A 23,295-nucleotide genomic window follows, 5' to 3' on the forward strand; every position below is an offset into this window, starting at 1 on the left:
GGCGGCTGACGGGCGAGAAGACCTGGATCTCCAACGCGCCCGACGCCGACGTCTACTCCGTCTTCGCCCGCACGACGCCCGGCACCCGGAGCAAGGGCGTCACCGCGTTCGCCGTCGCGGGCGACAGCGCCGGGCTGACCGGCGAGCCGATCGACATGCTCTCGCCGCACCCCATCGGGCGCCTGGTCTTCGACGGCGTCCGCGTCGGGCCCGAGGCGGTGCTCGGCGAGGTGGGCAACGGTTTCGCGGTCGCGATGCGGACGCTGGACCTCTTCCGGCCGAGCGTCGGCGGGTACGCGGTCGGCATGGCGCAGGCGGCCCTCGACGCCACCGTCGCGTACACGAAAAGCCGTCAGGTGCACGGCGCACCGTTGGCCAGCCAGCAGGCCGTCGCCCACCGGATCGCCGACATGGCCGCGCAGCTCGAAGCCGGCCGCCTGCTCGTCTACGCCGCCGCGGCCGCCTACGACGCGGGAGACGAGCCAGGGGAGCAGACCCGGCGGTCGGCGATCGCGAAGCTGTTCGCGACCGAGGCGGCCCAGCAGATCGTCGACGGCTGCGTCCAGCTGCACGGCGCCGTCGCCCTGCGCAGCGGGCACCTGCTGGAGCAGCTCTACCGCGACGTGCGGTCCCTGCGCATCTACGAGGGCGCCTCGGAGATCCAGCGCACCATCATCGCCCGCGAGGTGATCGGCATCAGATGAGCGACAACTACCGGTTCCACGCCTCGCCGCGGCTGACCACGTCGTGGGAACACTTCCGGTTCGCCAAGGCCGACGGCGTCGCCACCGTGACGCTGGACCGCCCGGAGAAGCTGAACCCGCTGACCTTCGAGAGCTACGCCGACCTGCGTGACCTGCTCGCCGAGCTGCCGCACCACCAGGACGTCCGGGTGCTCGTGATCCGCGGCGAGGGCAAGGGCTTCTGCGGCGGCGGTGACGTCAACGAGATCATCGGCGAGCTGGTGAAGATGGAGCCGCGCGACCTGATGCGGTTCACCAAGATGACCGGGGACGTGATCCGGGCGATGCGCGAGTGCCCGATCCCGATCATCAGCGCCGTGCACGGCATCGCCGCCGGCGCCGGTGCCGTGGTGGCGCTCGCCTCCGACTTCCGGGTGGTCAGCACGTCCGGCCGGTTCGCGTTCCTGTTCACCAAGGTCGGCCTCTCCGGCGGCGACATGGGCGCCGCCTACCTGCTGCCGCGCGTCGTCGGCCTGGGCCGCGCGACCGAGCTGCTCATGCTGGGCAACACGATCGACTCCGCGACCGCCGACCGCTACGGCCTGGTGTCCAGGCTCGTGGCCGACGACGAGATCGATGCCGCGGTGGCCGACCTGGCGCGGACGGTCGCGGACGGCCCGACGCTCGCCTACGCACAGACGAAGTCCCTGCTCACCCGCGAGCTGGACATGCCGATGTCGGCGGCGATGGAGCTCGACGCGATGACCCAGGCGCTGCTGATGACCACGCGGGACCACGCCGAGTTCCACGCCGCGTTCAACGAGAAGCGCCCGCCGCGCTGGCAGGGCCGATGAGCGAGGGCCGGGTCGCGCTGGTCACGGGTGCCGGTCGGGGGATCGGCCGCGCGGTCGCCCAGCGCCTGAGCCGGCAGGGGTTGCGGGTCGCGCTGGTCGCCCGCACCGACGAGGAGCTGGCGGAGACGGCGGCGGGCTGCGCCGGCCCGGCGGTGTGCGTCAAGGCCGACGTGACCGACCCCGATCAGATCGAGTCCGCGTACGCCGTGGCCGAGCGCGCCTGGGGCCCGGTCGAGGTGCTCGTGGCCGGCGCGGGCGCGGGACACTCGGCCCGGCTCGAGCGCACCACCGACGCCGACTGGCAGCGCATGCTCGACCTCAACCTGACCGCCCCGTTCCGCTGCATCCGCCGGGCCGTGCCGGCGATGCGCGCGGCCGGCTGGGGCCGGGTGGTGGTGATCGCGTCGACCGCGGCGCGGGTCGGTGAGCCCTACATCGCCGCCTACGCCGCCAGCAAGCACGGCGTCCTGGGCCTGGTCCGGTCCGCCGCCGCCGAACTGGCCGCCACGGGCGTGACCGTCAACGCGGTCTGCCCCGGTTACGTCGACACCTCGATGACCGACGCCACCGTCGACACGATCGCGTCGTCCACCGGACGCAGCCCCGAGGAGGCCCGGCGCCTGCTGGAGCGCAAGCAGCCCATCGGCCGGCTGATCCGGCCGGACGAGGTGGCCGACGCGGTCTGGTTCTGCATCAGCAGCGACGCCGTCTCGGGCCAGGCGATCAATGTGGACGGAGGCGCGGTGCAGTGAGCATCGAGCGGGTGAACCCACCGGAGCTGGCCCGCCCGCGCGGCTTCGCGCACGCCGTGGTCGGCCGCGGCACCGTCGTCTTCCTGGCCGGGCAGACCGCGATGGACGCCGCGGGCCGCATCATCGACGGGGACGTCGTGGCGCAGTTCGAGCGCGCGCTGGCGAATCTGCTGACCGCGTTGGCCGCGGCCGGTGGCCGGCCGGACCAGTTGGCGAGCCTCACGGTCTACGCGACGGACCTGGCAGCCAGGCCAGCACGTGCCGCGGGCGCAGCCGGGGCCACCACTCCTTGGCGAACGAGCGGAAGTCCTCGCGCTCCGCGAGCTGGCCCTCGAACTCGGCCTTGCTCGGCAGCCCTGGCACCTTCTGCTCCTGCGCCTGCGCCCAGAGCGCGTCGAACAGCCCGTCGAAGCCGGCGCGCCGCACCTCGTTGCGGCGGGCGCCGCGGGGCAGCGCGCGGGTCCGGATCCGGTCGAGCTGCCCGCGGTCGAGCCGCAGCAGCGTGCCGCGGTAGAGCAGGCGCAGCGTGGTCGGGCCGTCCGGCACCGCGTCGTGCGAGGCGCGTTCCAGCACCCGGCGCATCCGCAGCGAGCCCTTGACCGCCGCCACCGGGCCGGGGTCGGTGCGCGTCGCGGACCAGCCCGGCACCAGCGTGCCGAGCGAGCGCAGGGTCGCCGACTCCTCGCCGAGCGAGGGCAGCACGGACGCGATGTAGTCGACGAACACGGTGGACGGTCCGACCACGAGGATGCCGCCGCCGGCGAACCGGTTGCGGTCCGAGTAGAGCAGGTACGCCGCCCGGTGCAGCGCGACCGCGGTCTTGCCGGTGCCGGGGCCGCCGGACACGATCGTGACGCCGCTGCCGGGGGAGCGGATCGCCTGGTCCTGCTCGCGCTGGATGGTCGCGACGATGTCGCGCATGCCGTGGCCGGTCGCCTTCGACAGCGAGGCCAGCAGGGCGCCGTCGCCGACCACCCGCATCTGCGCGGGCGCGGCTTCGGGGTCGAGCAGGTCGTCCTCGATGCCGGTCACCCGTTCGCCGGACGACTGGATCATGCGGCGGCGGATCACGCCCTGCGGCTCGGCCGCCGTGGCCTGGTAGAACGCGGCCGCCGCGGGGGCGCGCCAGTCGACCACCAGCGGCTGCGTGTCCTCGCCGCGGACGCCGAGCCGGCCGACGTGGAAGCTGGCGCCGCCGTGCAGGTCGAGCCGCCCGAACACCAGCCCTTCGTGCTCGGCGTCGAGCAGGTAGCGCCGGCGGGCGGCGTGGAACACGAACGCGTCACGCTCGACCAGCGCGCCGAAGTTCCCGACCGCCGCCTGCCGGTAGCCCTCGCGCTCGGCGCGCGCGGCCTCCTGGCGCAGCTCGGCGACCCGGGCGTACACCCGGTCGACGTGCTTCTGCTCGGTGGCGATCTCCTGCTGGAGCGTGGTGACGTCGGTCAAGCGGATGGCTCCTCGTGCGATGAATCGGCCACGGGTCGCGCGACCAACCCGAACGAGGGTACGGGGCGCGCGCCGGGGACGGATCGGTAGCCGGGTCGATGTGCCGGTCCTCGCACCTCGATAGAATCGGGTCATACCCGTTCGGTGGTCCGGTGGCCCGTCACCCCTTACGGTGGTCCGGTGCCACATCAACGATGGATGATCTACGGCGCCAACGGCTACACCGGCGAGCTCGTGGCCCGGCTGGCCGCCGGCCGCGGTGACCGCCCCGTGCTCGCCGGCCGCAACGCCGCCGCGATCCGCGCCCTGGCCGACGAGCTCGGCCTCGACCATGTGATCTTCGATCTCCGCGAGCCGATCGCCACCCGGCGGGCGCTGGCCGACGTGGACCTGGTCGCACACTGCGCCGGCCCGTTCGTGGCCACCTCCGGCCCGATGGTCGACGCCTGCCTCGGCACCGGCACCCACTACATCGACGTGACCGGCGAGCACGCCGTGTTCGAGGCCGTGCTGGCCCGCTCCGCCGAGGCCGAGGCGGCCGGGGTGGTGCTGCTGACCGGCGGTGGCTTCGACGTCGTGCCCACCGACTGCCTGGCCAACCTGCTGCACGCCGCGCTGCCGGACGCGACGGCCCTCGAGCTGGCCTTCTCCGCGCCCGGCGGGATGAGCCGCGGCACCGCCACCACGGGCCTTGCGACCAGCGCGCGGGGCGCGTTCCGGCGGGTCGCCGGGGTCATGGTGCCGACGCCGATGGGCACGCCGGCCCGCGACGTGCCGTTCCCGTCGAAGGTCCGCCGGGTCGGCGCGGTGCCGTGGGGCGACCTGGTCACCGCGCACCACTCGACCAGGATCGGCGACATCGTCGTCTACACCCGGGTCCCGGCGCCGAGCCTGACGTCACGGCTGCTGCGGTTCGCGCCGTTCCGCGCGCTGGCGGCCCGGGCGATCAAGCGGCAGCCACCGGGCCCGAGCCCGGAGACCCGGGCCGCGACGAAGTGCGAGGTCTGGGGCGAGGTGCGCAACGCCGCCGGCGAGACCCGCTCCGCGACGCTGACGGGCCCGAACGCCTACGACCTGACCGCCGACGCCGTCCACCGGGCCGCCGAGCACCTGCTGGCCGGCACCGGCGGCCGCCGCGGCGGCGCGGTCGCACCGGGCGCACACACCCCGGGGACCGCCTTCGGCCCCGACTTCCTCACCGGCCTCGACCAGGTGACGGTGCACGCGCCTACACCGTGACGACCACCTTCGCGCGGGCGTGCTCGGTCTCCAGGTAGCGCATCGCGCGGGGCACGTCCGCCAGGGGATAGGTGCGGTCGATGGCCGGGACGAGCCGGCCGGCCTCGGCGTGCGTGCGCAGGACGTCGAGCCGCGCGCGGCCCGGGACGGCATCGAGCACGACGATGCGCTGCCGGAGCAAGGGTGCCAGCAGCCGACCGCGGGCGATGAGCCAGACCGGCCCGACGAGGCTGCCACCGCGGTAGACGCCGCCGCCCGAGAGCACGAGCGTCCCACTCGGGGTCAGCGCCCGCCGGAACGCCGTCAGTGACCGGTTGCCGACGAGGTCGAACACCAGGTCGTAGCGCTGCCCGGTGCGGGTGAAGTCGGTGGTGGTGTAGTCGACGACGTCGTCGGCGCCGAGGGAGCGGACCACGTCGACGTTGCGGGTGCGGCAGACCCCGGTCACGGTCGCGCCGAGCGCCTTCGCGAGTTGGACCGCGAACGTGCCGACGCCGCCCGACGCGCCGTTGACCAGGACGCGGTGACCGGGGCGGACCTCGGACAGCCCCATCAGCGCGGTGACGCCGGCCAGCGGCAGGGCGGCCGCCTGCTCCGGCGTCAGGTTCCGCGGGCTGTGCGCGACCAGCTCCTGCGGCACGCACACGTATTCGGCGAACGCGCCGCTGGCCTCGCCAAGGTCGCCGAAGACGGCGTCGCCCGCGCTCAGGTCGGCCACGCCCGCCCCGACCGCCTCGACCCGCCCGGCGAAGTCGCGGCCGCGGATCCGCGCCCGCGGCGCCGATCGACCCCAGCCCAGCCGGGCCAGCCGCGGGTCACCGCGCATGACATGCCAGTCGTACGCGTTGAGCGCGGCGGCCTCGACCCGCACGAGCACCTCACCCGGTCCCGGCTCCGGCGTGTCGACCTCCGCCAGCCGCAGCGTCTCCGGCGGCCCGTATCGATCCTGCACGATCGCCTTCATGGCTTCCCTCCCCAGGGTGTACGGCGTACACCTTCTGTGAAGTAAGGTAGGTGTACGGCGTACACCTGTCAAGACGGTTAGGGTTTCATCCGTGATGGCTGAGCAGGCTGAGACACTGCGTCGGGCGCCGCTGAGCAGGGACCGGGTCCTGCGCGCCGCCGTCGCGCTCGCCGACGAGGCCGGCATCGAGTCGCTGAGCATGCGCAAGCTCGCCCAGGAGCTCGGTGTGGTGCCGATGGCCCTCTACAAGCACGTCGCCAACAAGGACGAGCTGCTCGACGGCATGATCGACGTGGTCGTCGGCGAGATCGAACCCTTGGTGCCCGACGCCGACTGGAAGCGGGCACTGCGCCGGCGCATCCTCGCGGCCCGGCAGGTCCTGCTGCGGCATCCGTGGGCGGCGCTCGCGATCGAGTCGCGGCTGGACGCGACCCCGGCGGTCCTCGACTACCTCGACGCGATGGTGGGCGCGATGCGCGACGGCGGCTTCTCCACCGACCTCGCCCACCACGTGATGCACGCGATGGGCAGCCGGATGCTCGGGTTCAGCCAGGAGCTGTTCGACACGTCCCGGCGCGCCGGGCGGTCCGGCCCCGCCGACCCGGAGCCGCCGGCGACGTTCCCCGCGGAGGCCGCGGCCCGGTTCCCCCACCTCGCCGCGATCGCCGGTGCGGCGTCCCACGACGACGGGTCGGTGGTGGGGGAGGGCTGCGACGACCAGTTCGAGTTCGAGTTCGCGCTGGACCTGCTCCTGGACGGCATCGACCGGCTGCGCGCCCAGGGCTGGTCGTCGGCGCGGCGGCCCTAGGCCGCGATCCGCTCGGAGAACTCGACGAGGCGGTTCGCGAAGCCCCACTCGTTGTCGTACCAGCCGAATACCTTGACCTGGTTGCCGACCGCCTCGGTCAGCGGCGCGTCGAAGATCGACGAGTAGGGGTTGCCGACGATGTCCGCGGAGACCAGCGGCGCCTCGGAGTACTGCAGGTAGCGCCGCAGCCGGTCGGTGGCGGCCGCCTCCCGGAACGCCGCGTTGACCTCCTCGACGGCGGCGGCCTGCCGCAGGACCACGGTGAGGTCGGTGATCGAGCCCACCGGGACGGGGACGCGCAGCGCGGCGCCCGTCAGCCGCCCGTCGAGCTCGGGGATGACCTTGCCGATCGCCTTCGCCGCCCCGGACGACGTCGGGATGGTCGAGACGGCGGCCGCCCGGGCCCGGCGCAGGTCGGAGTGCGGTGCGTCGTGCAGCCGCTGGTCGCCCGTGTAGGCGTGCACCGTCGTCATCAGGCCGGACTCGATGCCGAACGCGTCGTTGAGCACCTTCGCCAGCGGCGCGAGCGAGTTCGTGGTGCACGAGCCGTTGGAGAACACGTCGTGGCTGTCCGGGTCGAGCGTGTCGTCGTTGACCCCGAGGACGAACGTGGGCACGTCCCCCTTGGCCGGCGCCGAGATGACGACCTTGCGCGCGCCGCCCTTGAGGTGGGCCGCCGCCGTGACGCCGTCGGTGAAGTGGCCGGTGGACTCGATGACGACGTCGGCGCCGACGTCGCCCCAGGGGATGCCGGCCGGGTCGGACTGGGCGAAGACCCTGATCCGCCGGCCCGCGACGGTGATCGCGTCGCCGTCGACGGCCACGCCGTCGAGGTGGCCGGAAACGGAGTCCCACTCGAGCAGGGAGGCCAGCGTGCGGGCGTCCGTGAGGTCGTTGACCGCGACCACCTCGACGTCGGCGTTGTTCGCCAGGGCCGCGCGCAGGTAGCTGCGCCCGATCCGGCCGAACCCGTTGATGCCGATGCGTACCGTCATGACGTTCTCTTTCCCTTGTCGTTCGGCGCGGCCGGTGCCGCCGCGCGGAGCAGTGCGAGGGCGCCGGCCTGGGCGTCGTCGAACAGGCGCGGGTCCTGCTGTGCGATCGCGAGCACGTAGCCGCCCTGCAGGACGGCCATCAGCGTGCGCGCGAGGCGCTCGGTGTCGAGGTCGGCCCGCAGCTCGCCCGCGGCGACCGCCTCGCGGAGCACCTTGACCCAGCTGCCGTGAACGGCGGCGAACGCGCGCGCCACCGGGGCGAGCAGCACCGGGTCCTCCCGGACCTGTGGGTCCTGGGTCATCCGGCCGACCTTGCAGCCCTTGAGGGCGTCGCGCGGACGCATCAGGTAGGCCTCGATCCGGGCCATCGGCGCGCCCGGACCGTCGAGCTCGGACGTGGCCGGGAGCAGGTCGGCGACGTTGCGCTCCAGGGCGGCGAGCGCGAGGTCCCGCTTGGTCGGGAAGTGGTGGTACATGCTGCCCTGGCCCACACCTGACCGCTCGCGCACGTCACGCGGGCTGGTGTCGGCGTAGCCGCGCTCCCACATGAGCGCGCTCATCGTCTCGACCAGCAGCTCTCGCGAGTCCATGCCGCCAGTCTGTACATACCAGTAGGTACAGCGCAACCCCGTTCGCGCCTGCGCTGTGAGTTCTGGCTGCTACGCGGCCTGGAGGTCGGGCGCGTCCTGGGAGTCGCCGAGCGCGGCCCGCGTGACCGCCGCCAGCGCCGCGGTGACGATCGCGGGGCGCTCCAGCATCAGCATGTGGCCCGCGCCGGGGCAGACGGTCAGCTCGGCGTCGGGCAGCGCGCCGGCGATCGACTCGGCACACGGCGGTGGCGTGAGCCGGTCCCGGTCACCGACCAGTGCCGCGGCCGGCAGGTCACCGAGCGCGGCGAGGGTGGCCAGCCGGCGCTGCTCGCCGACCGAGGAGCGGAACGCGCCGATCGCGAGGAGCTGCACCCGGGCCACCGCGGCGGTGGTCAGGATCAGGTCCTCGGGCGTGCAGCGGTCGCCGAACAGCAGCCAGCGCAGCGACGGGGCCAGCGCGCGGAGCAGGTAGCGGTGCACCCGCCACGAGCCGCTGCGGGCGAGGATGCCGGCGCCGGTGGTCTCCACGAGGCGGATGAGGCCGGCGACGCGCGGGGGGAGTCCGTACACCGTGTGGCTGTGTCCCTCGGCGGTGGTCGAGATGAAGACCAGCCCGGCCACCCGCGTGGCGAAGGTCATGGGGTGCCCGTGCGCGAACTCCATGATCGTCATGCCGCCCAGCGAGTGGCCGGCCAGCACGATCGGGCCGGTCGGTGCGACCGTGGAGATCACCTCGGCCAGGTCGTCGCCGAGCTGCGCGAGGGTGGCACCGCCGCGGCTGGTGTTGTCGGAGCGGCCGTGCCCGCGGGCGTCGTAGGCCACGATCCGGACCGCGCTGCCCAGCGCCTCCGGGAGCCCGGTCAGCTGGCGGTGCCAGGTGCGGGTGTCGAGGGTCCAGCCGTGCAGCAGGAAGACCGTTATCGGAGCGTCGTCGGGCCCGTTGATCTCGACGTGCAGGCGCACGCCGTCGGGCAGCCGCACCGCGATCCGCTCCGGCATGGTCACCTCCCTCAAGCCCGAGGATTCCGCACCGATGTTCTTACCCACGGACATACCGAGTAGTAACAATCATGCCTTAAGCTGCGTTCAGGACGCCAGATCCACTATCCAGTTCCGACCTGTTTGAGGCTGTATATCCCCGATGGGCGACTGCCTGACCTGCGGCAACGTAAAGAAAACCATCAATTACCGACGGTAGCCTCGACACGAGCCCTGTTCACCTGTTGAAGTAAGGACTCGGCTTGCACAACGGGAGGCTGGGTGGACGAGCTGATCGCGGAGGCAAAAGAGGTCGCGACCGCCGCCGCGACCCGGCTGGGAATCACCGTGCGGGAGCTCCGTGAGCCCGCCGCGCACGAGGATGTGGCCCAGCTGTTCGGCAGGATCTGGCGCACGGACTCGCCCAACCAGTTACTCGACGCGCGGATGATGCGGGCGCTCTCGTACGCCGGCAACTACGTGGTGGGCGCGTTCCGTGGTGACGTGCTGATCGGTGCCGCCGTCGCCTTCTTCGGCATCGACCACCTGCACTCGCACATCACCGGGGTCGACCCGGCGACGCAGAGCCGCGGCGCCGGGCACGCGATCAAGCTGCACCAGCGAGCCTGGGCCCTCGACCGGCACATCGAGTCGGTGCACTGGACCTTCGACCCGCTGGTCCGCCGCAACGCCTACTTCAACCTGCACAAGCTCGGCGCCCGGGCGATCCGCTACCTGCCGGACTTCTACGGCCCGATGACCGACGGGATCAATGCCGGCGACGCCACCAGCGACCGCCTCTACATCCAGTGGGACGTCGCCTCGCCGGAGGCGATCGCCGCCGCGGCCGGCGACACCCGCGAGATCAACATGCAGGCGGTGTACGCGGCCGGCGCGGACGTGGCACTGGCCCGCGACGACTTCGGCCGGCCCAGCCCAGGCAAGGCGGTGCACGACGGCCGGCCGCTGCTGGTCGCCGTGCCCCTCGACATCGAGGCCCTGCGGGGCACCGACCCGTCGCTCGCCGTCGCCTGGCGCAGAGAGGTCGGCGACGCGCTCTGCGCGGCCTTCGAATCGGGCTACCGCATCGTGGGCATGGCCCGCGACGGCTGGTACGTCATGGAAACCGAGTAAAGGAAAAGTTCCTTGAACGTGCGTGGTCTCGAACTTCGTCGCATCGCCATGCCCCTGGTCAGTCCGTTCCGCACCTCCTTCGGCACCGAGACCGCCCGCGACGTCCTGCTGGTCCGGGCGGCCGGCGAAACAGCCGAAGGCTGGGGCGAGTGCGTGGCGATGGCCGAGCCGCTCTACTCCAGCGAGCACGTCGACGGCGCCGCCGAGGTGATCCGCCGCTTCCTGCTGCCCGAGGTCACCGCGCTGGCCAAGTCCGGCGAGCTGACCGTGCCGCGGTTGGAGGCGGCGCTCGGCCGGATCAAGGGCCACCCGATGGCCAAGGCGGGCCTGCTGACCGCGCTGCTCGACCTGTCGCTGCGCGAGTCCGGCACGTCGTTCGGCGCCTATTTGGGCGCGGTGAAGACCACCGTGCCGGCCGGCGTCTCGGTCGGCATCATGTCGTCGATCCCGGCGTTGCTCGACGCCGTCGACGGCTACCGGGCACAGGGCTACGTGCGGATCAAGCTGAAGATCGAGCCCGGCTGGGACGTCGAGCCGGTCCGCGCCGTCCGCGAGCGGTTCGGCGACGACCTGCTGCTGCAGGTGGACGCGAACACCGCGTACACCCTCGCCGACGCCCGGCAGCTGGCCCGGCTCGACCCGTTCGACCTGCTGCTGATCGAGCAGCCGCTGCCGGAGGACGACCTGCGTGGCCACGCCGCGCTGGCCCGACAGATCCGCACCCCGGTGTGCCTCGACGAGTCGATCACCTCGGCCCGGGCGGCGGCCGACGCGATCGCGCTGGGCGCCACCTCGGTGATCAACGTGAAGCCCGGCCGGGTCGGCGGCTACCTGGAGGCCCGCCGCGTGCACGACGTGTGCGCGGCCAACGGCGTGCCGGTCTGGTGCGGCGGGATGCTGGAGACGGGCCTGGGCCGGGCGGCCAACGTCGCGCTGGCGGCGCTGCCGAACTTCACCCTGCCGGGCGACACGTCGGCGTCCGACCGGTACTTCGCCCGCGACATCACGAAGCCGTTCGTCCTCGACGGCGGCCACGTCGCGGTGCCGACCGGCCCGGGCCTGGGCGTCACACCGGACCTCGACTATCTGGGCGAGATCACCACGGCGACCGAGTGGCTGCCCGTGCTGCCCTGAGCCGCCCCACCGTCGTCACGACCGAGCGCGATCGCCGCGAGCACGATCCCGGCGAGGCTGATCACGATCGCCAGCGCGGCGATCACCAGCGCCACCGTGCCCAGCACGCTGTGCTGGTCCGGGGGAGCGGCCGACCCGCGCGGGAAATTCACTCCCAGACGTTACGACGCGGTTGACATGCCTGGTATTCGCCATTCGAGTGACATCGTCAGCCGCGGTCGTACGCCAGCTGGTTGCCGCGGATCTCGGCGAAGTGCTCGGCCGACCACTCGGCCAGCGCCAGCACGGTCGACAGGAGCGAGGCGCCGAGCGGGGTCAGCCGGTATTCCACCCGCGGCGGAACCTCGGCGAACGCCTCGCGCGCGACCAGGCCGGTGCGCCGGAGCTGCTTGAGGGTCAGCGTGAGCATCCGCTGCGAGACGCCGGGGATCGCGTCGGCCAGGTCGGAGTAGCGGACCGGGCCGTCGGCCAGCGTGCCGATGACCAGCACGCTCCACTTGTCGCCGACGAGGTCGAGGATCTCGCGGATGAAGGCGGCGTTGTCGTCGTCCCATCGCGCGCACGGGCCGGGCGCCCGCAGGACGCTGGCCCGCGTGTTGCTCGGCCGGCGACGGATCTCGTCGACGCTCATGCCCTGCCCTCCTCACGCACATGAATGTGCCTTTTGTGCGGCTCCCGATACTAACGCATGATGGCCCTACGCACAGGAAGTAAGAATTGCGGAGGACTGCGGCAATGAAGATCGAATTCTGGTCGGACATCATCTGCCCCTACTGCGGGTTGATGGACCACCGCCTGCGCGCGGCGGTGCGCCGGCACGGCGCCGAGGTCCGCGTCGTGCACCGGTCGTTCCAGCTCCACCCCGACCTGCCCCGCACCGGCGTCACCCAGCGTGAACTGATCAAGCTGGCCGGCGCCCCCGCCTCGACGGTCGACCAGGTCCTGCGGCCGATCGAGCGCGCCGCCGACGCCGAAGGGCTGAGCCCCTACCAGGCGGTCGACCGCACCCTCGGACCCACCGACCACGCCCACGAGCTGCTCGCCTACGCCACCGACCAGGGCCGCGGCGACGAGATCTGGGCCGCGATGTTCCGGGCGCACTTCGGCGCGGCCCGCCGGCTGTGGACCCTCGCCGAGGTGCTCGACTTCGCGGCGGAGGTCGGGCTGGCCGACGCGGGCCCGGCGCTGCGCGACCGCCGCTACCGGGACCGGGTCGAGGCCGACCAGCTCGCCGCCCAGCGGCTCGGCGCCAGGGGCGCCCCGTTCGTGGTGATCGACGATCGGTACGCCGTCCCGGGCGCGATCACGACCGACGAGCTGCTCGCGGTGCTCGACCAAGCCCGGCGGCCCGCCCGCCTCCCGATCATCGCGGCCGGCGGCGACGCCTGCGGACCCGGCGGTTACTGCTAGCTCAGCTCGTAGACGAACACGCGCTCGTTGGAGTAGCGCAGTCGCGCCAGGATCTGCAGCTCCGGTGACTCCGCCGCGACCTGGCGGTCGGCGACCAGCCAGCGCACGCCGTCGTCGGCGCGCAGGTCCGCCAGCGACGCGGCGGTCGGGGCGGTGAACGCGGCGTCGTTGCGGGCCAGCAGCTCCGGCTCCCAGAAGTCCCACGAGCCGGCCGCCGAGACCCGGGGCGCGAACGCCCAGCCCTCGACCAGCACCCGGCGCTCGGAATAGGCCGACAGCCAGAACGAGCGCGGGTCGCAGTAGCCGTCGGTCGGCGCGTTGATGCAGTGCGCGTTCGTGGCGACCACGTCGGACGGCTTGCTGTGGTCGCGCAGCCAGCGGGCCGCGTCGACGCGGGACTTCGGCAGCGGCACCGTGGCGTACGCGCCACCGTTCGAGAACCGCTCCGACTTGCGCATGTCCATGATCAGGCCGGGCATGCCGACGACCAGGATCGCGGTCAGCGCGACGATGCCGCCGCGCCCGCGCAGGGCGGGCAGCCCGCGGCTCAGCGCCGGCCAGATCGCGGTCACCACGAGGAAGATGGCGGCCAGCGCCAGCGCCCACTGCAGCAGCGGCAGCAGCGGGTCGATCGGCCGCGGCGGCACGGACGCCTCGGCGGGCCCGGCGAGCCGGAACTGCGCGACCACCAGCACGAGCCCGAGGGCCAGCGCCTCCACGGCGAGGAACACCCGGCCGGCCCGGGACAGCTTGGCCCGGTCGTACACCATCGCGTAGCCCCACGCCGAGAGCAGCACGGCGAACGTGAACCCGGCCCGGGCGAAGTACTGGTTGCCGTCGCCCGGCTGCTTGACCATCAGGTAGATCAGCGGCCCGCCGATGCCGCCCGCCAGCAGGAACACCTGGCTCGGGTCCAGCCGGCCCCGGCGCAGCCAGAGCAGCGGCACGATGCCGACCGTCCGCAGCTGCATGTTGACCAGGAACGCGAACCAGACCGGCAGCACGGCCAGCCACCTCGGGCCGTCCGGCGGCGACCAGAACCGCTCGAAGCTCCACATCGGCTCGGGCGTCACGCCGTACGACTGGAACCGGAACAGCACGGCCAGCGCGAACAGCTGCGCGGCGCCGGTGAGTACGCCCAGGATCAGCAGGGTCCACGGGATCCGGCGGCGCACGAGCAGCACGACCACGAAGGTCACGAGCAGCGCCACCCCGACGACCGGCAGCGAGCTGGCCTTGGCGCCGCTGGACGCGACGAGGAACAGGCCGGCCAGCACGAAACCACCGGGGCCGAGGGAACGTTGGAGCAGCGCGCAGACGACGCCGATCAGCGCGATCAGCAGCACCCAGGAGTAGATCATCGACATGCCGTGCCAGATGACGAACGAGGCCTGGGTGCCGAACGGCATCGTGACCGGGTCGGTGAAGTTGGTCTCGCCGACCACGAAGAACAGCGCGGCCGCGACGGCGCCGACCAGGGCGCGACCGCTGATCCGCCAGCCGACCGCCGCGGTCAGCACGATCGCCAGCGCGCACAGGAACGGGATCGCCAGCCGCAGCGCGACCACCGGCAGGTCGATCCCGCCGATCATGCTGGTCGCCGCCATGTGCGCGTAGCCGAACCAGTGGTAGAACAGCGGCTCGCCGGCCACCTGCGGCACGTGCAGCGGGAACTGGTGCTTGGCCTCGCCCGCGAGGGAGAGCTGGTAGGCCAGGTCGAGGTACTGCCGGGTGCTGTCGGAGGTCGGCAGGATCGGGTTGCGCTGCAGGAACGTCGACGACAGGTAGGTCGTGAAGAACGCGACCGCGCCACCCACCGCCCACGAGAAGCCCAACGGAGCGGTCGTCGGGTAGCGCGGGCGGACGTGCGCGCGCAGCCGCGGCACGGCGGCGAACAGCGCGACCACGATCAGCGGCCACGCCCACAGCGCACCGCGCACGTCGAGCACCGACACCAGCGTCCAGGCCGGCAGCTCCAGCACGAGGCCGACGGCGGTGCCCATGGCGAGGTCGTCGAGCAGCGAGTGCGGCGTGCGGCGCAGCGCGCGGTAGACCAGCGTGCCGGGCAGGGTCAGCGCGAGCGCGAGGTAGAGCGCGTACTTCACCAGGTCGAGCACGGCGGTGTCCGCGGCGACCAGCACCGCCCCGACGTAGAGCACCGTCACCACGAAGGGCAGGAAGCGCCAGGTGTACGCACGACGGGGCGCGCCGGCGGCCAAGGAGGCCGACGACGTCGTGGCGGCATCCGCGGCGGCCCGGGCGGCCGGGATCGCGCGCTCCTCCTCGACCCGCGGTTGCGCGGGCTGCTCGGCGGGCGCGGTCACCGGCGGCTGTCGGCCAGCACGGCCGGGTCGTCGTCGGCGCGGCGCTGCCCCGGTGCGGCGGTGTCACCGGGGTCGTCGTCACCCGGATCGCTGTCGCTGGCGATGAAGTAGGCCGGCCTGGCCTGCACCGCCGTGTAGATGCGGGCCACGTATTCGCCGAGCAGGCCCAGGCAGAGCAGCTGGACCGCACCCAGGAACAGCACCGCGACCAGGATCGACGGCCAGCCCGTGACGGTGCGGCCCGAGGCGAACGCGATGATCACCGCGATCGCCAGCAGCCCGCAGACCGCGACGCCGAGCAGGCCGAGCCAGGTCGCCACCCGCAGCGGGGCGGCGGAGAAGCTGGTGACGCTCTCCACGGCGAGGGCGAGCATCCGGGACAGCGGGTACTTCGTGCGGCCGGCCGCCCGCTCGGCGCGCAGGAAGTGCACCTCGCCGCTCGGGAAGCCGAGCCAGGGCACCACGAGGCGCAGCACCGGCGTGCGCTCCGGCAGGTCACGCAGCGCCTCGACGGCGGCCCGGCTGAGCAGCCGGAAGTCGCCGGCCTGGGCGGGCACCTGCTTGCCGACGAGCCGGCGCATCAGCCGGTAGTAGGCGCCGGCGGTGAACCGCTTGAAGGCCGTGTCGGAGCTGCGGTCGCCGCGTACGCCGTAGACGATGTCGAGCTTCTCGGCCCGGGCCAGGGCGAGCATGTCGACGATGGTCTCGGGCGGGTCCTGCAGGTCGGCGTCGATGCTGACCACGTAGCCGCCGCGGGCCCGCATCAGGCCCGCGATCAGCGCCGCCTGGTGGCCGCTGTTGCGCCGCAACCGGATGACCCGCAGCTGCGGCCAGCGCTCACGCAGCCCGCGCAGCGCGACCGCGGTCGCGTCGGTGCTCCCGTCGTCGACGGCCACCACCTCGTAAGGCTCGGCCAGGCCGTCGAGGACCGCGCGCAGCCGCTCCGCGAGCAGCGGCAGCACGCCCTCCTCGTTGAACATCGGCACGACCACGGAGAGTGCCGGATCCTGCTGACCCATCCCGCCTCGTGCTCCCTCCGCGTCCGAACGGGGGAACCGTATCAGGCGGGCCGGGGCAAATCAGCACACGCTACGGGGCAAACCCGACACTTCCACCGGCGACTTGCCGGTCGGCTTCTGCTTTCCGGCGAGCACCTTGGCCAGGGCCTTGAGCGACTCCGGCGTGGACGAGTACGTGGCCAGCACGTTCGGTGACTTCGCGCCACCGAGCACGTACGGGGTGTCCATCCCGACCGTCGTGTCGGCGGTCCGGCTCAGGTCGCCGGCACCGTCGCCGTAGCCGACCAGGTGCACCTCGCGGCCGCCGCTGGGCACCACCTGGACGCCCTCGGCCCGCAGCGCCCGCTCGAGCGTCGCCTTGCTGGTGTCGCGCCCCGCCGACGTGGTCACCGTGACCGGGCCCTTGACCGGCGCGGCGCACTGGCCGCGCAGCTGGGTGACCGCCCCGGCCGCGAGGCCGCTCGCCACGTCCTTGTGCGCGGCGGAGGCGAGCACCGTCTGGTCGTTGGTCGGGGCGTCGGCGAGCGAGAACCGCAGCGTCAGGTCGCGGGTGGCGGCCTCGACCAGCCGGTCCTTCTTCAGCGAGCCGTTGCGCAGCCCGTCGAGCAGGCCCTGGTAGGCGCCGCCCACGTCCGGCGGCATCAGCAGCAGGTCGTTGCCGGCGTTGAGGGCGCGCACGGCGGCCTCGCCGGCCGGCCACTTCTCGGCCGGTGCCATGTTGAGCGCGTCGGTGACCACGACGCCCTTGAAGCCGAGCTCGCCGCGGAGCACGTCGACGAGCGCCTTGTGCGAGAAGGACGCGGGCACGCCCGGCTCGATCGACTTCACGTCGAGGTGGCCGCTCATCACGAGCTGGGCGCCGGCGTCGATGCCGGACTTGAACGGCGCCAGGTCGACCTTGTCGAGGTCGGCCTTGCTCTTGCCGATCACCGGCAGGTCGGTGTGGGAGTCGGACGGGGTGCTGCCGTGCCCGGGGAAGTGCTTGAGCGTGGCGGCGACGCCGGCCGACTGCAGGCCGCGGACCGAGGCCGCGACCTGGTCGCCGACGGCCTTCGGGTCGGAGCCGAACGACCGCGAGCCGATCACGCCGCCGTCGGCGGTGCCGAGCACGTCGGCGTCCGGCGCGAAGTCGACGTTGAGCCCCATCGCGCGCAGCTCGTCGCCGGCCACCTTCCACCCTTGCTGCGTGCCGGCCGGGTTGTTGCCCGCGCCGAGCGCCATCGCGCTGGGCAGCAGCGTGACGCCGCTCTTGATCCGGGTGACCGCGCCGTACTCCTGGTCGGTGCCGATCAGGATCGGCGCCTGGCCCCCGGCCGCCTTCTGCAGGCCGCCGGTCAGGGCGGTGATCTGCTTCGGGTTGTCGACGTTGGTGGTGGCCTGGTTGGTCGACGTCGGGTCGTCCGCGGAGAAGCCGACCAGGATCAGCCCGCCCAGGTGGTATTTCTGGACCATCTGGGCCGGGGTGTCGACCTTGCCCAGCTTCTGGTTGCCGGCCGCCGAGGCCGCGCTGACGTCGGTCGCCGAGCTGCCGTAGGCGTAGGGCATCAGCACCTGGCCGGCCAGCTGCTCGTCGGAGAGGGTCTTGACCAGGGCCGCGGCCCGGGTGGCGGGGTCGCCGCCGGTGGAGGGGGTCGGTGCGGGTGCCGCCGCGGAGGACGGGGGCGGGGACGGTGCTGCCGCGCGGGGCGCCTGCTTGCCGCATGCGGTGATGGCCACGAGGATCGCGGCCACGACCGCGGCGAAAAGCAACGCGAGGCGGCTCCGGGGGGAGGCCATCGAGCCATGATGGCCACCTAATTGCCGGACAGGCAAGTGAAGCAGGCAATACGGTCGCTTCGGAATTCGGCCAACACCGGCGCCCCTGCGCGGGGATGGCGACTGGTGGGCGGTTTTCAGGTCGTCCGTGGGGGTGGCGCTCAGCCCACGCGGGTGAGCAGTGTCACCGGTGCGCCGTCGCCGGCGTACCGGTAGGGCTCCAGCTCGGCGTCCCAGGCCGTGCCGAGCGCCTTGTCGAGGGCGTGCTGCAGCGCCTCGGGAGCGCGGGAGCTGGCCATGATGGCGCGCAGCCGGTCCTCGCCGAGCTGGATGTCGCCGGCGGCGCCGGCCGTCGCCCGGAACAGGCCGCGGCCCGGCACGAACATGAAGCGCTCACCGTCACAGCCCGGGCTGGGCTCTTCGGTGATCTCGAAACGGATCATGGGCCACTGCCGGAGGGCAGCAGCCAGCTCCGCGCCGGTCCCCGCGCGACCGGTCCAGCTGCACTCCGTGCGGCGGGCGCCCGGGTCGACCGGCTGAGCGGTCCAGTGCAGTGTGACCGGCGCGGTGAGGACGCGCGCGATCGCCCACTCGACGTGTGGACACACGGCGAGCGGGGTCGAGTGGACGTAAACGACGCCACGCGTTGGCACGGTGACCTCCCGAAGACCCGAGGTGCGTCTTCCCCTACGACCTCGATCACTCCGAGCGGTCAGCCATCATGATGACGCCTGAGGCCGATGTTGCGCCAGGGAATCGGAAAACTGGTTGTGACGATTGGTCCGGAAGGCCGATCCACCGGCTGGTGTACTCTCAACTGGGCCCCTGTGCGGGCTCACTTCCCTGTACGCGTCATTGCAAGGAGTCCCCCCGTGGCGAGCAACACCTCCAAGACCGCGCGCGCCTCCGTCCGGGCCGGCCAGGCCGGACAGGGTGGCGCGCAAACCGTGCTCGGCGAGTACAAGTACCTGATCCCGCTTGCCGGCGGGAAGTTCGCCTACGTGCGGAACCTGACCAACGGCAAGACGACGCACCTGCGCACCGACTCCGACGCGTTCGTCGACGAGATCCGGCTGCTGGCAGGCGCCGGCCACGCCTCGAAGATCCGCGCCGAGCTGAACGGCCTCGCGGCGCAGTACCCGGCCCACGGCTGGGACGTGACCGAGAAGCGTCTGGTCGACGCGGGCGTCTTCGAAGCCTGAGTCACCGCACAGAGCGCCCCGGCCGCGCCGGGGCGCTCTTTCGTGTGCCGGGAAATCTGTTCGCGTCCGGCCCGCTTGATCCTTAGCGTGCCCGCATGGCTTTCCGGCACCCGGCCGCCTTCCTGCTCGGCATGGAAGGCCTGGCGCTGCACCGCGCGTTCGCGGGCGAGTTCGACGCGGCCTTCGTGGCGGCAAGGCTCGCCGAGGTCCGCGCGATCCTGGCCGCCGACGCCCGTGGCGACCTCGGCGCCGGCGACCACGTCGGCGAGACCGACACGGTCAGCGGTTACCGGACCTACGACGAGCCTGGCAACCCGCTGGTCGACGTCGAGGAGCCGGTGGTCCGGGCGATCCTCGCCGAGCTGCCCGCCGGGCGCGCGCTCGACGCCGCGTGCGGCACCGGCCGGCACGCCGCCTTTCTCGCGGCCGCCGGCCACATCGTCGTCGGCGTCGACAGCTCGCCCGAGATGCTCGCCCGCGCCGAGGTCCCGGCAGCCACGTTCCTGCGCGGCGACGTGCGCGCCCTGCCGCTCCCGGACGCCTGCGTCGACGTCGTCACCTGCGCGCTCGCGCTGACGCACCTGCCGGCGCTCGAGCCCGCCTTCGCGGAGTTCGCCCGCGTGCTGCGCCCCGGTGGGCACCTGGTCACCTCCGACATCCACTGGCAGTCGCTCTACCTCGGCGGCATCGCGTCCACGGTGGACGACGAGGGCACCGAGGCGCGGCTGCCGGCGAGCCGGTTCCGGCCCAGCGCGTACGTGACCGCCGCGGTCGGCGCGGGGTTCGCCGTGCGGGCCTGCCACGAGCCGCTCTGGCCAAGAAGCGACACCGCTGGCGGGCCGTTCCTGCGGGGCTGGGCCGCCCAGGCGGTCGACGCGGCCTACGAGAACACGCCGGCCGCGATCATCTGGCACTTCAGCAGGTGGTAAGACACTGTCCATGACGGATGGGCTGCGGGACCGGCTGGTGCGGGCCGGCGTCGAGCTGCTCGAGCAGGACGGGCTGCAGGCACTGACGCTGCGCGAGATCGCCCGCCGCGCCGGCGTGTCGCACGGCGCGCCGCGCCGCTACTTCCCGACCCACCTCGAGCTGCTCTCGGCCATCGCCCGCGAGGGCTACGCGCAGCTCGCCGCCGAGATCCGACCGGACGTCACCGGCGAACCCCGCGAGCAGCTGACCCGGCTCGGCCGGCGCTACCTCGCCTTCGCCCGGGCCAACCCCGGCATGTTCGGGCTGATGTTCCGGCACGACCTGCTCGTCAGCGGCCACCTCGGTCTGCGCGGGACGGCCCTGCCGCTGTTCGCGACGCTGGTCGACCTGGTCGACTCGGCCGGCACCCGGGCCGACGCGCCCGCGCGGGTGGTCGCCGGCGCGCTCTGGGCCAACCTGCACGGCATCGCCCAGCTCTGGAGCTGGGGGAGCCTGCAGCTCGCCACGGGCGAGGACGACCCCGAGCCCCTGCTGCGGGCGGCCCTGGACGCGCACCTCGCCTGACTACGATCCATTGATGATCAAGCGCAGGGTGCCCGCCCAACGGTCCACACCGGAGCAACTCTCGCCCTTCGCGCGGCGCTGCGCGCGGATCGCCGGGTCACGGGTCTTCGACGTGGTGATCGTCGTCGTGATCGGTGCCAACGCGGTCGTGCTCGGTGTCGAGACGTACCCCCATCTGGGTGCGGCCCGACCGCTCCTGCACGGGCTGGAGTGGCTGTTCCGGGCGGTCTTCGTCGTGGAGATCGCGATCCGCCTCGCCGCACACGGCCGCCGCCCCCAGGACTTCTTCCGGCACGGCTGGAACGTCTTCGACCTGGCCGTCATCGCCGCGGCGTTCATCCCGGGCTTCCACGGCGACTCGACGGCCCTGCGGATCGTGCGCATCGCGCGGGTCCTGCGGCTGGTCCGGTTCTCGCCCGGGCTGCGCACGATCGTCACCGCGCTGCTGCGCAGCCTGCCGGGCGTGGCCGGCTTCCTGGCACTGGCCCTGGTCACCCTCTACGTCTACGGCATGGCCGGCTGGCTGATCTTCCGCGACGAGTTCCCGGACCAGTACGGGACGATCGGCCGGGCGGTGCTGACGCTGTTCGTGCTGCTGTCCCAGGAGACCCTGCCGGACCTGATCGCGCAGGGCCTGTCGGTCTCGCCGTGGACGCTGGTCTACTACGTCAGCTACGTGCTGATCACGGCCAACCTGCTGCTCAACATCCTCATCGCGGTCATCGTCAACTCGATGGAGGAGGCCCGCCGGCTGGAGATGAGCGAGGGCCTGGCCGACCGGGACGGCGACGGCGTGCCCGACGAGGTCGACCGGATCGCGGTCACCCAGCGGATCGACGACCTGCGGGCCGCGCTGGCCGAGCTGGAGCGGGAGCTGCGGATCGACCGCGACGATCACGCCCGGTCGAGATAGCTCGCCTGCTCGAAGAAGTGGACGCGGTCGGAGCACTCGTTGAGCAGCTCCGCCCAGGTGCGGACCCAGACCCGGACGTGGCTGCGGCCGTCGTCGCGGTCGAGCAGGCAGCCGGGCGGGCGGCGGGCGTCCCGGACGGCGGCCTGCACGTCCGCGTCGACCCGGTCAGCGAGCAGCCAGACGTCCCAGTCGACCCGGATGCCGCGGAACCCGGCGTCGGCGGCGATCGCTTCCGCGTACGGGACGAGCCGGCCGACCTCCTTCTCGCCGGCGCTGCCGGCCGCCGTGACGACCAGGTGCTGGCGCCGCTCGTGCTCGCGGCGGGCCCGGGCGAGCAGCAGATCGGGCCCCGCGTGGCGGTCCACCACCGCGTCGAGGGCGCGGTCGCGGGCCAGCAGGCCGTGCCGCTCGCCGAACACCCACGTCTGCGCGGCGAGCAGCGTGTGCAGCCGATCCGGGTCGGTGCGCTCGCGCAGCGCCGCGAGCACCGCGAGCCGGTCGGCGACGGTGGTCGCGGCCCGGATGGCACCGGTCTCCGGCAGCACCCGGTCGAGCTGGCCGCGCTCGTCGTCGGAGAGCTTGAACACCTCGCCGAGCAGGTCGGCGACCCGGTCCGGCCGGGACCGCAGCACCTCGCGCAGCAGCGCGAGCGTCGCCCGCCGCTGGTTGCCCCGGCCCGGGATGTGCCGGTGCACGGCGGTGGCCACGAGGTCGAAGGTCTCCCGCTCGACACCGCCGCCGGTCGACTCGTACGGGTAGCTGCCCTCGGCCTGCCACCGCTGCACGAGCTCGCGCCGCCGGTCGTCGGCCCGGCTCCGGAAGTGCGCGCGCAGCTGTTCCCGGGCGACCGCGACCAGGGCGGTGACGTCGCTGTCGTGCGCGTCGCCGAGGTGCACGTCGCCCATGTGGTCGGCCATCGGCGGCCACAGCACGTACGCGGTGAAGTCGAACCCCGGTGCCCGGATGCCGGCGTCGACCGAGCCGACCGGTATCCCGTTGCCGTCGCACAGGTGCAGCTCGCGGTCCACGGCCGCCGACCACTCGATGACCTTGAGCTGGGCGTCGCCGCCCGCGAAGGTGAGCGGGTAGACGCAGGTGTGCCGCACGGAGGTGCGCGGGTCGACGGCGACGCCGTCGTAGACGACCGTGACCTCGGGGTACGCGGTCAGGTAGGGCGCCAGCTCGGCGGTCAACCGGCGGTGGTTGGCCCGCAGCGGCAGCCGGTCGAGCCGCGGTGACTGCTTGCCCCACGCGTCGACCAGGGTGCCGGTCGGCTCCCGGGTCGGTGTGCTGTCACCGATCAGGAAGTCGTTGCGGGCACCGGCGTGCGCCGACACCTCGGTCCGCGACCGGCCGCCCACGCCGTCGGCCACGGTGGTCCACCGGATGTGGTCGCCGAGGGCGTACGCCCGCAGCCGCCCCTGCCCGTTGCTGCCGTGCAGGGTGCGCTGCTTGAGCAGGGTCCCGGAGGTCCACTTCTTCCACGAGCCGCCGATCCGGTCGAACGCGGCGGCCAGCGCCTCGGGCGCCATGCCGGTGCCGTCGTCCCGGACCGTCACCCGTTCGACGGCGCCGAGCGGCGAGCGGTGCAGCACGACGTC

The 23,295-nt window shown here is 73.1% G+C and carries 23 protein-coding genes and 2 pseudogenes; 13 read left to right on the top strand and 12 right to left on the bottom strand.

Translation table 11 applies throughout. The features are described from left to right. From AB0H87_RS16655 to AB0H87_RS16670, 4 genes and pseudogenes are all read left to right on the top strand, one after another. The coding region (locus AB0H87_RS16655; protein ID WP_360145447.1) for an acyl-CoA dehydrogenase at positions 1 to 704 on the top strand (704 nt) is incomplete at its 5' end. Continuing rightward, entirely contained in the window at positions 701 to 1,537 is an 837-nt protein-coding gene (locus AB0H87_RS16660; protein WP_360145450.1) for an enoyl-CoA hydratase family protein, read from the top strand. The genes AB0H87_RS16655 and AB0H87_RS16660, both read left to right, overlap by 4 nt. Further along, entirely contained in the window at positions 1,534 to 2,289 is a 756-nt protein-coding gene (locus AB0H87_RS16665; protein ID WP_360145453.1) for an SDR family NAD(P)-dependent oxidoreductase, read from the top strand. The genes AB0H87_RS16660 and AB0H87_RS16665 overlap by 4 nt, the downstream gene beginning before the upstream one ends. Before the next feature lie 101 nt (positions 2,290 to 2,390). After that, positions 2,391 to 2,477, top strand: a pseudogene (locus AB0H87_RS16670) (RidA family protein); the annotation flags it as partial. Between the two features lie 55 nt (positions 2,478 to 2,532). On the opposite strand, the pseudogene AB0H87_RS16675 reads toward AB0H87_RS16670, so the two are convergent. After that, a pseudogene (locus tag AB0H87_RS16675) lies at positions 2,533 to 3,735 on the bottom strand (UvrD-helicase domain-containing protein); the annotation flags it as partial. A 180-nt stretch (positions 3,736 to 3,915) separates the two neighbouring features. Here AB0H87_RS16675 and AB0H87_RS16680 point away from each other — a divergent pair. Further along, entirely contained in the window at positions 3,916 to 4,974 is a 1,059-nt protein-coding gene (locus tag AB0H87_RS16680; RefSeq protein WP_360145455.1) for a saccharopine dehydrogenase NADP-binding domain-containing protein, read from the top strand. Here the strand turns inward: AB0H87_RS16680 and AB0H87_RS16685 are convergent. Then, positions 4,964 to 5,938: an NAD(P)-dependent alcohol dehydrogenase gene (locus AB0H87_RS16685; protein ID WP_360145458.1), complete on the bottom strand. Its 975-nt coding sequence runs from the start codon at positions 5,936 to 5,938 to the stop codon at positions 4,964 to 4,966. The two genes, AB0H87_RS16680 and AB0H87_RS16685, sit on opposite strands and share 11 nt — an antisense overlap. 94 nt (positions 5,939 to 6,032) lie before the next feature. Here AB0H87_RS16685 and AB0H87_RS16690 point away from each other — a divergent pair, with 94 nt between their 5' ends. Continuing rightward, a complete protein-coding gene (locus AB0H87_RS16690) occupies positions 6,033 to 6,746 on the top strand; it encodes a TetR/AcrR family transcriptional regulator C-terminal domain-containing protein (RefSeq protein ID WP_360145461.1) in 714 nt (237 codons plus the stop codon). On the opposite strand, the gene gap is transcribed toward AB0H87_RS16690, so the two are convergent. From gap to AB0H87_RS16705, 3 genes are all read right to left on the bottom strand, one after another. After that, a complete protein-coding gene (gene gap / locus AB0H87_RS16695) occupies positions 6,743 to 7,741 on the bottom strand; it encodes a type I glyceraldehyde-3-phosphate dehydrogenase (protein ID WP_360145464.1) in 999 nt (332 codons plus the stop codon). The genes AB0H87_RS16690 and gap overlap by 4 nt on opposite strands. Then, on the bottom strand, positions 7,738 to 8,331 hold the full coding sequence (locus AB0H87_RS16700; RefSeq protein ID WP_360145467.1) for a TetR/AcrR family transcriptional regulator: 594 nt from the start codon (positions 8,329 to 8,331) through the stop codon (positions 7,738 to 7,740). The genes gap and AB0H87_RS16700 overlap by 4 nt, the downstream gene beginning before the upstream one ends. A 69-nt stretch (positions 8,332 to 8,400) precedes the next feature. After that, positions 8,401 to 9,330: an alpha/beta hydrolase gene (locus AB0H87_RS16705; protein WP_360145470.1), complete on the bottom strand. Its 930-nt coding sequence runs from the start codon at positions 9,328 to 9,330 to the stop codon at positions 8,401 to 8,403. Between the two features lie 261 nt (positions 9,331 to 9,591). On the opposite strand from AB0H87_RS16705, the gene AB0H87_RS16710 reads away from it, so the two are divergent. Together AB0H87_RS16710 and menC are read left to right on the top strand one after the other, a co-directional pair. After that, on the top strand, positions 9,592 to 10,443 hold the full coding sequence (locus tag AB0H87_RS16710) for a GNAT family N-acetyltransferase (protein ID WP_360145473.1): 852 nt from the start codon (positions 9,592 to 9,594) through the stop codon (positions 10,441 to 10,443). An 18-nt stretch (positions 10,444 to 10,461) separates the two neighbouring features. Then, entirely contained in the window at positions 10,462 to 11,577 is a 1,116-nt protein-coding gene (gene menC, locus AB0H87_RS16715) for an o-succinylbenzoate synthase (RefSeq protein ID WP_360145509.1), read from the top strand. Here menC and AB0H87_RS16720 read toward each other — a convergent pair. Next, on the bottom strand, positions 11,526 to 11,729 hold the full coding sequence (locus tag AB0H87_RS16720) for a hypothetical protein (protein ID WP_360145476.1): 204 nt from the start codon (positions 11,727 to 11,729) through the stop codon (positions 11,526 to 11,528). The genes menC and AB0H87_RS16720 overlap by 52 nt on opposite strands. Positions 11,730 to 11,785: 56 nt before the next feature. Further along, entirely contained in the window at positions 11,786 to 12,208 is a 423-nt protein-coding gene (locus tag AB0H87_RS16725; protein ID WP_360145479.1) for a helix-turn-helix domain-containing protein, read from the bottom strand. Between the two features lie 104 nt (positions 12,209 to 12,312). On the opposite strand from AB0H87_RS16725, the gene AB0H87_RS16730 reads away from it, so the two are divergent. Then, positions 12,313 to 12,987, top strand: coding sequence for a DsbA family protein (locus tag AB0H87_RS16730; RefSeq protein WP_360145482.1), 675 nt, complete (start codon positions 12,313 to 12,315; stop codon positions 12,985 to 12,987). Here AB0H87_RS16730 and AB0H87_RS16735 read toward each other — a convergent pair. From AB0H87_RS16735 to AB0H87_RS16750, 4 genes are all read right to left on the bottom strand, one after another. Further along, on the bottom strand, positions 12,984 to 15,311 hold the full coding sequence (locus AB0H87_RS16735; protein ID WP_360145485.1) for a hypothetical protein: 2,328 nt from the start codon (positions 15,309 to 15,311) through the stop codon (positions 12,984 to 12,986). The genes AB0H87_RS16730 and AB0H87_RS16735 overlap by 4 nt on opposite strands. After that, entirely contained in the window at positions 15,308 to 16,330 is a 1,023-nt protein-coding gene (locus AB0H87_RS16740) for a glycosyltransferase family 2 protein (RefSeq protein WP_360145488.1), read from the bottom strand. The genes AB0H87_RS16735 and AB0H87_RS16740 overlap by 4 nt, the downstream gene beginning before the upstream one ends. Before the next feature lie 60 nt (positions 16,331 to 16,390). Next, complete coding sequence (locus AB0H87_RS16745) at positions 16,391 to 18,106, bottom strand: glycoside hydrolase family 3 N-terminal domain-containing protein (RefSeq protein WP_360145491.1); 1,716 nt, start codon at positions 18,104 to 18,106, stop codon at positions 16,391 to 16,393. Positions 18,107 to 18,246: 140 nt separating this feature from the next. Continuing rightward, a complete protein-coding gene (locus AB0H87_RS16750; protein ID WP_203704769.1) occupies positions 18,247 to 18,738 on the bottom strand; it encodes a DUF3145 domain-containing protein in 492 nt (163 codons plus the stop codon). A gap of 219 nt (positions 18,739 to 18,957) precedes the next feature. Between AB0H87_RS16750 and AB0H87_RS16755 the strand changes: the two genes are divergently transcribed. From AB0H87_RS16755 to AB0H87_RS16770, 4 genes are all read left to right on the top strand, one after another. After that, the gene (locus AB0H87_RS16755) at positions 18,958 to 19,287 is read left to right on the top strand and encodes a hypothetical protein (protein WP_360145494.1); all 330 of its coding nucleotides are present in this window, start codon (positions 18,958 to 18,960) and stop codon (positions 19,285 to 19,287) included. A gap of 95 nt (positions 19,288 to 19,382) precedes the next feature. Then, complete coding sequence (locus AB0H87_RS16760) at positions 19,383 to 20,216, top strand: class I SAM-dependent methyltransferase (protein WP_360145497.1); 834 nt, start codon at positions 19,383 to 19,385, stop codon at positions 20,214 to 20,216. A gap of 10 nt (positions 20,217 to 20,226) precedes the next feature. Continuing rightward, complete coding sequence (locus AB0H87_RS16765) at positions 20,227 to 20,781, top strand: TetR/AcrR family transcriptional regulator (RefSeq protein ID WP_360145500.1); 555 nt, start codon at positions 20,227 to 20,229, stop codon at positions 20,779 to 20,781. 13 nt (positions 20,782 to 20,794) lie between these two features. Next, complete coding sequence (locus AB0H87_RS16770; protein WP_360145503.1) at positions 20,795 to 21,694, top strand: ion transporter; 900 nt, start codon at positions 20,795 to 20,797, stop codon at positions 21,692 to 21,694. Here the strand turns inward: AB0H87_RS16770 and AB0H87_RS16775 are convergent. After that, on the bottom strand, positions 21,676 to 23,295 hold a 1,620-nt coding region (locus AB0H87_RS16775), incomplete at its 5' end, for an ATP-binding protein (RefSeq protein WP_360145506.1). The genes AB0H87_RS16770 and AB0H87_RS16775 overlap by 19 nt on opposite strands.

The organism is Asanoa sp. NPDC050611 (genome assembly GCF_040654855.1).
GTDB lineage: Bacteria > Actinomycetota > Actinomycetes > Mycobacteriales > Micromonosporaceae > Asanoa.